This window comes from Streptomyces sp. NPDC030814 (assembly GCF_055572155.1).
The window spans coordinates 112,563-124,050 of the sequence record NZ_JBVIDX010000024.1 but is presented as its reverse complement, the minus strand read 5'-3'; the positions used below and the strand labels follow the sequence as shown (position 1 = coordinate 124,050).

The following is an 11,488-nucleotide window of genomic DNA, read 5'->3' as shown; positions in this document are numbered from 1 at the left end:
GTCGGGCTTGCGGAGCGGCCGACCGCCGATCAGCCCTGGCAGACCTTTCGGGGGCGCGGGGAACGGCGCGACGAGCCCCCACCCACCCGCACCCGATACGCAACCTTTCCCATCCCCTTCGCGATGTCGGGCTTGCGGAGCGGCCGACCGCCGATCAGCCCTGGCAGACCTTTCGGGGGCGCGGGGAACGGCGCGACGAGCCCCCACCCACCCGCACCCGGCATACAACCGCCCCCCTCCGGCCCCCACCCCCACCCCCGCCCCCACTCGGCCGCACTGAACCGGCGCCCAGCCAGCGGAGCTCTTACGCTCGGGTCATGTCAGACGCCCACGCCGCCCGCCGATCCCGGCTGAGAGAGCGCTGCCAGGCGAGCGGCAGCGCCACCGCGCTCGTGACCCGCCCGGCCAACGTGCGGTACCTCACGGGCGCGGTCCCCCGCGGCGCCGTCCTCCTGCTCGGCGCAGGCGAGGACGTCCTCCTCTGCGGCGCAGCCCCGAGGGGCGACAGCGCCGAGGGACGGCTCGACGAAGCCGTACGCGTCCACCTGCTGCCGAAGCCCGGCAGCGACCCGGCGGTCGCCGCCGCCGACCTCGTCACAGCCGACGGCGCCGAGTCCCTCGCTGTGGAGGAACACCACCTCACCGTGGCCCGGCACCGCGCCATCCGCGCGGTCGCACCCAGGCTGCGGCTCGACGATCTCGGCGGCGCGGTCGAACAGCTGAGGGTCGTCAAGGACGAGGAGGAGATCTCCTGCCTGCGGATCGGCGCCGAGATCGTCGACCAGGCCCTGGGCGAACTCCTGGAATCGATCCTCGTGGGCCGCACCGAACGGCACCTCGCCCTCGAACTGGAACGCCGGCTCGTCGACCACGGCGCCGACGGTCCGGCCTTCACCACCTCCGTCGCCACCGGCCCGAACTCCGGCCGGCGCGGCCACCTCCCCACCGATCGACGCGTCGAGGAGGGCGACTTCCTCTCCGTCTGCCTCGGCGCCGTCTACCGCGGCTACCGCTGCGAGATCGGCCGCACCTTCGTCATCGGGACCTCGCCCGCCGACTGGCAGATCGAGCTCTACGACCTCGTCTTCGCAGCCCAGCGGGCGGGCCGCGAGAGCCTGGCCCCCGGCGCCGCCTACCGCGCCGTCGACCGCGCAGCCCGCCATGTACTGGACTCCGCGGGTCACGGCGCGGACCTCCCGGTACTGATGGGGCACGGTGTGGGACTCGAAATCGACGAGGACCCGCAGTTGGCCCCCGCGGCCATGGGTAAACTGGACGCTTGCGTGCCGGTCACCGTCGAACCGGGGGTCCACCTCCCGGGCCGGGGCGGTGTCCGGATCGATGACACGCTCGTCGTACGCCCCGAGGCGGACGGCGGACCCGAGCTACTCACCATCACGACCAAGGAGCTGCTCGCGCTCTAGCCCTTGAGCTGCGCGCGTGCCCCGGGGTCGTCCACGTAAGTCCAGGAGATTGAAGCAACCGTGGCTTCCACGAACGACCTCAAGAACGGCATGGTGCTCAAGCTCGAAGGCGGCCAGCTCTGGTCCGTCGTCGAGTTCCAGCACGTCAAGCCCGGCAAGGGCCCGGCCTTCGTGCGCACCAAGCTCAAGAACGTGCTCTCCGGGAAGGTCGTCGACAAGACCTTCAACGCCGGCGTGAAGGTCGAGACGGCCACCGTCGACAAGCGCGACATGCAGTTCTCCTACATGGACGGCGAGTACTTCGTCTTCATGGACATGGAGACCTACGACCAGCTGATGGTCGACCGCAAGGCCGTCGGTGACGCCGCCAACTTCCTGATCGAGGGCTTCACGGCCACCGTCGCGCAGCACGAGGGCGAGGTGCTCTTCGTCGAGCTGCCGGCCGCCGTCGAGCTCGTCATCCAGGAGACCGAGCCCGGCGTCCAGGGTGACCGCTCCACCGGTGGCACCAAGCCCGCCACCCTGGAGACCGGTCACCAGATCCAGGTGCCGCTCTTCATCACCACCGGTGAGAAGATCAAGGTCGACACCCGCACGAGCGACTACCTCGGTCGGGTGAACAGCTAACCGTGGCTGCCCGTAACACGGCCCGCAAGCGCGCCTTCCAGATCCTCTTCGAGGGCGACCAGCGCGGGGCCGACGTCCTGACCGTCCTCGCGGACTGGATCCGGCACTCCCGGTCCGACACCCGGCAGCCGCCGGTCAGCGAGTACACGATGCAGCTGGTCGAGGGGTACTCCGAGCACGCCAAGCCGATCGACGAGCTGATCGCGCAGTACTCGGTGGGCTGGACCCTCGACCGGATGCCGGTCGTGGACCGCAACATCCTGCGGCTCGGCGCGTACGAGCTGATCTGGGTGGACGAGACTCCGGACGCGGTGGTGCTCGACGAGATGGTGCAGCTGGCGAAGGAGTTCTCCACGGACGACTCCCCGTCGTTCGTGAACGGACTGCTGGGGCGCCTGAAGGACCTCAAGCCGTCGCTCCGCAGGGAAGCCGAATAGGGCAGCGCCCCGGGGAGGCTGTCGTGCGATGCCGGCCGCGGTTGTTCGTCGCTGGTCGCTCAGCCCCCGGCCCCCCTGCAGCACATGGGCGGGCCCGCGGCCCCGTGGCTGCGGGCCCGCGTGACGTCTCTGTAGAGACAAACCGCCGGGGTGGCCCGAACCAGAAGGTTCCGGCCACCCCGGCGGCACGTTTCTGCTGAGCCCCGGCCGAGGGGTCAGCTGTCCTCGTGGGAGACGGCGCGACGCGCGTCCGCGTCCAGGACGCCCCAGGAGATCAGCTGCTCGGTGAGGACCGAGGGGGACTGGTCGTAGATGACGGCGAGTGTGCGCAGGTCGTCCTGGCGGATGGAGAGCACCTTGCCGTTGTAGTCACCGCGCTGGGACTGGATCGTCGCGGCGTACCGCTGGAGCGGGCCCGCCTTCTCGGCCGGCACATTGGCCAGACGCTCCAGGTCCAGGACGAGCTTCGGCGGCGGCTCGGCGGCGCCACCGGGGGTCGTGCCGGGAAGCAGCTCCTGCACAGGGACCCCATAGAAATCCGCCAGCTCCGCAAGGCGCTGCACGGTGACGGCGCGGTCGCCGCGCTCGTACGAACCGACCACGACCGCCTTCCAGCGTCCCTGGGACTTCTCCTCGACACCGTGGAGGGAAAGGCCCTGCTGGGTGCGGATGGCCCGGAGCTTGGCCCCGAGCTGTTTGGCGTATTCGCTGGACATATAGCTCCCCGGACGAAGGCTGGTGACTCACTGTGAGGTTACGCAGCGTGACTCTGCCCCGTCAAGCCGAATGGTCCGGACCGACTCTTCCGCGGCAAACGCTGTCCATTGGGCCAGGGGGGTGATCAGGGGCGTTGCCGGGGCCTGCTACCGTTGATGGCGCAATTCCGACGTCCTTTAAGGTCCGTCCCGTGAGGCGGAGAAGGAGGTCCGTTTCGTATGGACACGCAGGAAAATCCGCAACAGGATCCGCAGCCGTCCGATGCCAGGCCCGTCCTCGAGGCCCCCGACATCGCACGCGTACTGACCCGCATCGCCCACGAGATCGTCGAACGCGCCAAGGGCGCCGACGACGTGGTGCTCCTCGGCATCCCCACCCGGGGTGTCTTCCTCGCCCGGCGGCTCGCCGACAAGCTGGCCGAGATCACCGACCGCAAGATCCCGGTCGGCTCGCTCGACATCACCATGTACCGCGACGACCTGCGTATGCATCCGCCGCGTGCGCTGGCCCGCACGGAGATCCCCGGTGACGGGATCGACGGCCGTCTCGTCGTCCTCGTCGACGACGTCCTCTTCTCCGGCCGCACGATCCGCGCCGCGCTCGACGCGCTGAACGACATCGGCCGCCCGCGCGCCGTCCAGCTCGCGGTCCTCGTCGACCGCGGCCACCGCGAACTGCCCATCCGCGCCGACTACGTCGGCAAGAACCTCCCCACGTCGCTGCGGGAGACGGTCAAGGTCCAGCTCGCCGAGGAGGACGGTCGGGACACCGTGCTGCTCGGTGCGAAGCAGACCGCCCGGGGCGCGCAGCACTAGCGACCGCCCGGCGTACGGCGCTGCCGTGCGCCCATGCGTCGCGCGTTCGCGCGCCCGCCCGCCCGGCCGGCTGTGCCCGGCCGGTCGGGCCTCGCCTCCCGACACCGAACTGCCTTACGGAGCCTGACAGATGCAGCGTCATCTCATCTCGGCCGCCGACCTCACCCGCGACGACGCCGTCCTCATCCTCGACACCGCCGAGGAGATGGCCCGGGTCGCCGACCGGCCGATCAAGAAGCTGCCGACCCTGCGCGGCCGCACGATCGTCAACCTCTTCTTCGAGGACTCCACCCGCACCCGGATCTCCTTCGAGGCCGCCGAGAAGCGCCTCTCCGCGGACGTCATCAACTTCTCCGCCAAGGGATCGAGCGTGTCCAAGGGCGAGTCCCTCAAGGACACCGCCCAGACCCTCGAAGCCATGGGTGTCGACGCCGTCGTCATCCGCCACGGTGCCTCCGGAGCCCCGTACCGGCTCGCGAACTCCGGCTGGATCGACGCCGCCGTCATCAACGCGGGCGACGGCACCCACCAGCACCCCACCCAGGCCCTGCTCGACGCCTTCACCATGCGCCGCCGGCTCGTCGGCAGGGACGCCGGCCTCGGCCAGGACCTGTCCGGCAAGCGCATCACGATCGTCGGCGACGTCCTGCACAGCCGGGTCGCCCGCTCCAACGTCGACCTGCTGCACACCCTCGGCGCCGAGGTCACCCTCGTCGCCCCACCCACCCTGCTGCCGGTCGGCATCGAGACCTGGCCCTGCGAGGTGTCGTACGACCTCGACAGCACGCTGCCGAAGGCCGACGCCGTGATGATGCTGCGCGTGCAGCGCGAGCGCATGCACGCCGCGTTCTTCCCCACCGAGCGCGAGTACTCGCGGCGCTACGGGCTCGACGGCGACCGTATGGCGCGGATGCCCGAGCACGCCATCGTGATGCACCCCGGCCCGATGGTCCGCGGTATGGAGATCACCGCCGAGGTCGCCGACTCCGACCGCTGCACCGTCGTCGAGCAGGTCGCCAACGGCGTCTCCATCCGCATGGCCGTCCTGTACCTGCTGCTCGGGGGCAATGAGCCCGCCGTCACCCACACCCGCCCGCCCGTCGCCCACCACCACCCTTCCAACGAGCGCTCCGCGCACACCCCTTTCGCGGCCGAGGAGAAGTAAGACAGATGAGCAAGATCCTGATCCGTGGTGCGAAGGTGCTCGGCGGCGAGCCGCAGGACGTGCTGATCGACGGCGAGACCATCGCCGAGGTGGGCGTCGGCCTGTCCGCCGACGGCGCCGACGTCGTCGAGGCCGGGGGCAAGGTGCTCCTGCCGGGCCTGGTCGACCTCCACACCCATCTGCGCGAGCCGGGTCGCGAGGACTCCGAGACGGTCCTCACGGGCACCCGCGCGGCCGCCTCCGGCGGCTACACCGCCGTGTTCGCCATGGCCAACACCTTCCCGGTCGCCGACACCGCCGGTGTGGTCGAGCAGGTCTACCGGCTCGGCCAGGAGCACGGCTACTGCGACGTCCAGCCCATCGGCGCCGTCACCGTCGGTCTCGAGGGCCAGAAGCTCGCCGAGCTGGGCGCCATGCACGAGTCGGCCGCCGGCGTCACCGTCTTCTCCGACGACGGCAAGTGCGTGCACGACGCGGTGATCATGCGCCGCGCCCTGGAGTACGTGAAGGCCTTCGGCGGAGTCGTCGCCCAGCACGCCCAGGAACCGCGGCTCACCGAGGGCGCCCAGATGAACGAGGGCGTCGTCTCGGCCGAGCTGGGGCTCGGCGGCTGGCCCGCGGTGGCCGAGGAGTCGATCATCGCCCGGGACGTCCTGCTCGCCGAGCACGTCGGGTCCCGCGTCCACATCTGCCACCTGTCGACCGCAGGGTCCGTCGAGATCGTCCGCTGGGCCAAGTCCCGCGGCATCGACGTCACCGCCGAGGTCACCCCGCACCACCTCCTCCTCACCGACGAACTGGTGCGCACGTACAACCCGGTCTACAAGGTCAACCCGCCGCTGCGCACCGAGCGCGACGTGCTGGCGCTGCGCGAGGCCCTCGCCGACGGCACGATCGACATCGTCGCCACCGACCACGCCCCCCACCCGCACGAGGACAAGGACTGCGAGTGGGCCGCGGCCGCCATGGGCATGGTCGGCCTGGAGACCGCCCTGTCGGTGGTCCAGGAGACGATGGTCGACACCGGGCTGCTCGACTGGGCGGGCGTCGCGGACCGCATGTCGTTCAAGCCCGCTCGGATCGGGCAGGCCGCCGGTCACGGCCGTCCCGTCTCGGCAGGTGAGCCCGCCAACCTCACGCTCGTCGACACGGCATACCGTGGTGCGGTGGACCCCGCGGGCTTCGCCTCGCGCAGCCGCAACACCCCGTACCAGGGCCGCGAGCTGCCGGGCCGTGTCACGCACACGTGGCTGCGGGGCAAGGCCACGCTCGTCGACGGGAAGCTCACGTGACACCTGTAATTCTGCTGGCCGCGCAGAAGGAATCGGCCGAGGTCACCAACTGGGCCGGACGCATCGGCTGGGTCGTCGGACTCGCCCTCTTCGTCGCCCTCGTCTACTGGCTGATGCGCGAGGGCTGGAAGTGGCGCGGCACCCTCCAGAGCGACCTGCCGGAACTCCCCACCGCGCCGGAGGAGCCGGGTGAGGCCAGACTGACGATGAGCGGCCGCTACCACGGCTCCACCACCGCCGGGCAGTGGCTCGACCGCATCGTGGCGCACGGCCTGGGCACCCGCAGCCGGGTCGAGCTCACCCTGACGGACGCGGGCCTGGACGTCGTACGGCCCGGAGCGACGGACTTCTTCGTCCCCCGCGAGGCGCTGCGCGAAGCCCGGCTCGACAAGGGCATCGCCGGCAAGGTCCTCACCGAGGGCGGACTGCTCGTCGTCACCTGGACGCACGGCGACAAGCTGCTCGACTCCGGGTTCCGCTCCGACCACGCAGCCGAACACAACGAGTGGGTCGAGACCCTGAACCAGATGATCAAGAAGACGGAAACGGAAGGCGCACGATGACGACCTCCACTAGGGGAGCCACCAAGGTTCCCGCGGTACTCGTCCTGGAGGACGGCCGGATGTTCCGCGGCCGCGCCTACGGGGCCGTGGGGGTGACCTTCGGCGAGGCCGTGTTCTCCACCGGTATGACCGGCTACCAGGAGACCCTCACCGACCCGTCGTACCACCGCCAGGTCGTCGTGATGACCGCCCCCCATGTCGGCAACACCGGTGTCAACGACGAGGACCCCGAGTCCAAGCGGATCTGGGTCGCGGGCTACGTCGTACGCGACCCCGCGCGCGTGCCCTCCAACTGGCGCTCCCGGCGCACCCTCGACGAGGAGCTCGCCCAGCAGGGCGTCGTCGGCATCAGCGGCGTCGACACCCGCGCCCTCACCCGCCACCTGCGCGAACGCGGCGCTATGCGCGTCGGCATCTTCTCCGGCAACGCCCTGCCCGACGAGGGCACCATGCTCACCGAGGTCCGCCAGGCCCCCGAGATGAAGGGCGCCGACCTCTCCGCGGAGGTCGCCACCAAGGAGCCGTACGTCGTCCCCGCGATCGGTGAGAAGAAGTTCACCGTCGCCGCCGTCGACCTCGGCATCAAGGGCATGACCCCGCACCGCATGGCCGAGCGCGGTATCGAAGTGCACGTACTGCCCGCCACGGCGACCGCCGAGGAGGTGTACGCCGTGAACCCCGACGGCGTCTTCTTCTCCAACGGCCCCGGCGACCCGGCCACCGCCGACCACCCGGTGTCCGTCATGCAGACGGTCCTCGAGCGCGGAACCCCGCTGTTCGGCATCTGCTTCGGCAACCAGATCCTCGGCCGCGCCCTCGGCTTCGGCACCTACAAGCTGAAGTACGGCCACCGCGGCATCAACCAGCCGGTGCAGGACCGCACGACCGGCAAGGTCGAGGTCACCGCGCACAACCACGGCTTCGCCGTCGACGCCCCGCTCGACAAGGTCTCCGAGACCCCCTACGGCCGCGCCGAGGTCTCCCACGTCTGCCTCAACGACAACGTGGTGGAGGGACTCCAGCTCCTCGACCGCCCGGCCTTCAGCGTCCAGTACCACCCCGAAGCGGCAGCCGGCCCGCACGACGCCGCCTACCTGTTCGACCGCTTCGTATCCCTGATGGAGGGCCAGCGTGCCTAAGCGCACCGATATCCAGTCCGTCCTGGTCATCGGCTCCGGCCCGATCGTCATCGGCCAGGCCGCCGAGTTCGACTACTCCGGCACCCAGGCGTGCCGGGTCCTGAAGGCCGAGGGCCTGCGCGTCGTCCTGGTGAACTCCAACCCGGCGACGATCATGACCGACCCGGAGATCGCCGACGCCACCTACGTCGAGCCGATCACCCCCGAGTTCGTCGAGAAGATCATCGCCAAGGAGCGCCCCGACGCACTGCTGCCGACCCTCGGCGGCCAGACCGCGCTCAACACCGCCATCTCGCTCCACGACAACGGCGTCCTGGAGAAGTACGGCGTCGAGCTGATCGGCGCCAAGGTCGAGGCGATCCACAAGGGCGAGGACCGCGACCAGTTCAAGCTGGTCGTCGAAGCCGTCAACGCCAAGATCGGCCACGGCGAGTCCGCCCGCTCGGTCATCTGCCACTCCATGGACGACGTCCTCCAGGGCGTGGAGACACTCGGCGGCTACCCCGTCGTCGTCCGCCCGTCCTTCACCATGGGCGGCGCCGGCTCCGGCTTCGCCCACGACGAGGAGGAGCTGCGCCGTATCGCGGGCCAGGGTCTCACTCTCTCCCCGACCACCGAGGTGCTCCTGGAGGAGTCCATCCTCGGCTGGAAGGAGTACGAGCTGGAGCTGATGCGCGACAAGCACGACAACGTCGTGGTCGTCTGCTCCATCGAGAACTTCGACCCCATGGGCGTGCACACCGGCGACTCGATCACGGTCGCGCCCGCGATGACGCTGACCGACCGCGAGTACCAGGTGCTGCGTGACGTCGGTATCGCGATCATCCGCGAGGTCGGCGTCGACACCGGCGGCTGCAACATCCAGTTCGCCGTGAACCCCGAGGACGGCCGGGTCATCGTCATCGAGATGAACCCGCGCGTCTCCCGCTCGTCCGCCCTCGCCTCCAAGGCGACCGGCTTCCCGATCGCCAAGATCGCCGCGAAGCTCGCCGTCGGCTACACGCTGGACGAGATCCCCAACGACATCACCGAGCAGACCCCGGCCTCCTTCGAGCCGACGCTCGACTACGTCGTCGTGAAGGCCCCGCGCTTCGCCTTCGAGAAGTTCCCCTCCGCCGACTCCTCGCTCACCACGACCATGAAGTCGGTCGGCGAGGCCATGGCGATCGGCCGCAACTTCACCGAGGCGCTGCAGAAGGCACTGCGCTCGCTGGAGAAGAAGGGCAGCCAGTTCGCCTTCGTCGGCGATCCCGGCGACAAGGCGGAGCTGCTGCGCGAGGCGGTCCGCCCGACCGACGGGCGCATCAACACCGTCATGCAGGCCATCCGCGCCGGCGCCACCCAGGAGGAGGTCTTCGAGTCCACGAAGATCGACCCCTGGTTCGTCGACCAGCTCTTCCTCATCAAGGAGATCGCGGACGAGCTGGCAGCCGCCGACAAGCTCGACCCCGACCTCCTCGCCGAGGCCAAGCGGCACGGCTTCTCCGACCAGCAGATCGGCGAGATCCGTGGCCTGCGCGAGGACGTCGTGCGCGAGGTCCGGCACGCGCTGGGCGTACGCCCGGTGTACAAGACGGTCGACACCTGCGCCGCCGAGTTCGCCGCGAGGACCCCGTACTTCTACTCCTCCTACGACGAGGAGAGCGAGGTCGCTCCCCGCGAGAAGCCGGCCGTCATCATCCTGGGTTCCGGCCCCAACCGCATCGGCCAGGGCATCGAGTTCGACTACTCCTGCGTCCACGCCTCCTTCGCGCTCAGCGACGCGGGCTACGAGACCGTGATGGTCAACTGCAACCCGGAGACCGTCTCCACCGACTACGACACCTCCGACCGTCTGTACTTCGAGCCGCTCACGCTCGAGGACGTGCTGGAGATCGTGCACGCCGAGTCGCTGGCCGGCCCGATCGCGGGCGTCGTCGTCCAGCTCGGCGGCCAGACCCCGCTGGGCCTGTCGCAGGCGCTCAAGGACAACGGCGTGCCGGTCGTGGGCACCTCCCCGGAGGCCATCCACGCCGCCGAGGACCGCGGAGCCTTCGGCCAGGTCCTCGCCGAGGCCGGCCTCCCGGCCCCGAAGCACGGCACGGCGACCACCTTCGCGGGCGCCAAGGCCATCGCCGACGAGATCGGCTACCCGGTCCTCGTCCGGCCGTCCTACGTCCTCGGCGGACGCGGCATGGAGATCGTCTACGACGAGGCGCGCCTGGAGGCGTACATCGCCGAGTCGACCGAGATCAGCCCCTCCCGGCCCGTCCTCGTCGACCGGTTCCTCGACGACGCGATCGAGATCGACGTCGACGCCCTCTACGACGGCGAGGAGCTGTACCTGGGCGGCGTCATGGAGCACATCGAGGAGGCCGGCATCCACTCCGGCGACTCGGCGTGCGCCCTGCCCCCGATCACCCTCGGCGGGTTCGACATCAAGCGCCTGCGGGCCTCCACCGAGGCCATCGCCAAGGGCGTCGGTGTGCGCGGCCTGATCAACATCCAGTTCGCGATGGCCGGCGACATCCTCTACGTCCTGGAGGCCAACCCGCGCGCCTCCCGCACCGTCCCCTTCACCTCGAAGGCGACGGCGGTGCCGCTGGCCAAGGCCGCCGCCCGGATCTCGCTGGGCGCGACCATCGCCGAGCTGCGCGAGGAGGGGCTGCTGCCGAAGAACGGCGACGGCGGCGAGCTGCCGCTGGACGCGCCGATCTCCGTCAAGGAGGCCGTCATGCCGTGGTCGCGCTTCCGCGACATCCACGGGCGCGGCGTCGACACGGTCCTCGGCCCGGAGATGCGCTCCACCGGCGAGGTCATGGGCATCGACTCCGTCTTCGGCACGGCGTACGCCAAGTCGCAGGCCGGCGCCTACGGCCCGCTGCCCACCAAGGGCCGCGCGTTCATCTCCGTCGCCAACCGGGACAAGCGCTCGATGATCTTCCCGGCGCGCGAGCTGGTCGCCCACGGCTTCGAGCTGCTCGCCACCTCCGGCACCGCCGAGGTGCTCAAGCGGAACGGCATCAACGCCACCGTCGTCCGCAAGCAGTCCGAGGGCACCGGTCCGAACGGCGAGAAGACCATCGTCCAGCTCATCCACGACGGCGAGGTCGACCTCATCGTCAACACCCCGTACGGCACCGGCGGCCGCCTCGACGGCTACGACATCCGTACGGCCGCCGTGGCCCGGTCGGTGCCGTGCCTGACGACGGTCCAGGCGCTCGCCGCGGCCGTCCAGGGCATCGACGCGCTCAACCACGGCGACGTCGGGGTGCGCTCGCTCCAGGAACACGCCGAACACCTGATGGCGGCCCGCGACTAGCAGCCCTG

The 11,488-nt window shown here is 70.3% G+C and carries 10 protein-coding genes; 9 read left to right on the top strand and 1 reads right to left on the bottom strand.

Annotated features, from left to right (window positions below; genetic code table 11):
* Nucleotides 1-317: 317 nt before the first annotated feature.
* Genes ACZ43N_RS34380 through nusB form a run of 3 tightly spaced genes read left to right on the top strand, consistent with a single transcriptional unit; the run spans nt 318 to nt 2,488 of the window.
* Nucleotides 318-1,424, top strand: a complete 1,107-nt coding sequence (locus tag ACZ43N_RS34380) for an aminopeptidase P family protein (protein WP_468102977.1) — start codon at nt 318-320, stop codon at nt 1,422-1,424.
* 60 nt (nt 1,425-1,484) lie between these two features.
* Complete coding sequence (gene efp, locus ACZ43N_RS34375; protein ID WP_015661807.1) at nt 1,485-2,051, top strand: elongation factor P; 567 nt, start codon at nt 1,485-1,487, stop codon at nt 2,049-2,051.
* 2 nt (nt 2,052-2,053) lie between these two features.
* A complete protein-coding gene (nusB, locus tag ACZ43N_RS34370) occupies nt 2,054-2,488 on the top strand; it encodes a transcription antitermination factor NusB (protein WP_468102976.1) in 435 nt (144 codons plus the stop codon).
* Nucleotides 2,489-2,703: 215 nt separating this feature from the next.
* Here the strand turns inward: nusB and bldD are convergent, their stop codons facing one another.
* The gene (bldD, locus tag ACZ43N_RS34365; RefSeq protein WP_468102975.1) at nt 2,704-3,204 is read right to left on the bottom strand and encodes a transcriptional regulator BldD; all 501 of its coding nucleotides are present in this window, start codon (nt 3,202-3,204) and stop codon (nt 2,704-2,706) included.
* Between the two features lie 219 nt (nt 3,205-3,423).
* Here bldD and pyrR point away from each other — a divergent pair, with 219 nt between their 5' ends.
* From pyrR to carB, 6 genes are all read left to right on the top strand, one after another.
* Complete coding sequence (pyrR, locus tag ACZ43N_RS34360; RefSeq protein ID WP_468102974.1) at nt 3,424-4,020, top strand: bifunctional pyr operon transcriptional regulator/uracil phosphoribosyltransferase PyrR; 597 nt, start codon at nt 3,424-3,426, stop codon at nt 4,018-4,020.
* A 130-nt stretch (nt 4,021-4,150) separates the two neighbouring features.
* Nucleotides 4,151-5,185 (top strand): aspartate carbamoyltransferase catalytic subunit, encoded by a 1,035-nt coding sequence (locus tag ACZ43N_RS34355; RefSeq protein ID WP_468102973.1) that lies wholly within the window; start codon nt 4,151-4,153, stop codon nt 5,183-5,185.
* A gap of 5 nt (nt 5,186-5,190) precedes the next feature.
* The gene (locus tag ACZ43N_RS34350) at nt 5,191-6,477 is read left to right on the top strand and encodes a dihydroorotase (protein ID WP_468102972.1); all 1,287 of its coding nucleotides are present in this window, start codon (nt 5,191-5,193) and stop codon (nt 6,475-6,477) included.
* The gene (locus ACZ43N_RS34345; protein ID WP_468102971.1) at nt 6,474-7,040 is read left to right on the top strand and encodes a PH-like domain-containing protein; all 567 of its coding nucleotides are present in this window, start codon (nt 6,474-6,476) and stop codon (nt 7,038-7,040) included. Before ACZ43N_RS34350 ends, ACZ43N_RS34345 begins: the two co-directional genes overlap by 4 nt.
* On the top strand, nt 7,037-8,179 hold the full coding sequence (carA, locus tag ACZ43N_RS34340; RefSeq protein WP_468102970.1) for a glutamine-hydrolyzing carbamoyl-phosphate synthase small subunit: 1,143 nt from the start codon (nt 7,037-7,039) through the stop codon (nt 8,177-8,179). The genes ACZ43N_RS34345 and carA overlap by 4 nt, the downstream gene beginning before the upstream one ends.
* The gene (gene carB, locus ACZ43N_RS34335) at nt 8,172-11,480 is read left to right on the top strand and encodes a carbamoyl-phosphate synthase large subunit (protein WP_468102969.1); all 3,309 of its coding nucleotides are present in this window, start codon (nt 8,172-8,174) and stop codon (nt 11,478-11,480) included. Before carA ends, carB begins: the two co-directional genes overlap by 8 nt.
* The last annotated feature ends 8 nt before the right edge of the window (nt 11,481-11,488 follow it).

Bases quoted from the DNA above. Each gene is read 5' to 3' on its own strand.
- ACZ43N_RS34380 (WP_468102977.1), top strand. From the start codon at position 318: ATGTCAGACGCCCACGCCGCCCGCCGATCCCGGCTGAGAGAGCGCTGC.
- bldD (WP_468102975.1), bottom strand. From the start codon at position 3,204: ATGTCCAGCGAATACGCCAAACAGCTCGGGGCCAAGCTCCGGGCCATC.
- pyrR (WP_468102974.1), top strand. From the start codon at position 3,424: ATGGACACGCAGGAAAATCCGCAACAGGATCCGCAGCCGTCCGATGCC.
- ACZ43N_RS34355 (WP_468102973.1), top strand. From the start codon at position 4,151: ATGCAGCGTCATCTCATCTCGGCCGCCGACCTCACCCGCGACGACGCC.
- ACZ43N_RS34350 (WP_468102972.1), top strand. From the start codon at position 5,191: ATGAGCAAGATCCTGATCCGTGGTGCGAAGGTGCTCGGCGGCGAGCCG.
- carA (WP_468102970.1), top strand. From the start codon at position 7,037: ATGACGACCTCCACTAGGGGAGCCACCAAGGTTCCCGCGGTACTCGTC.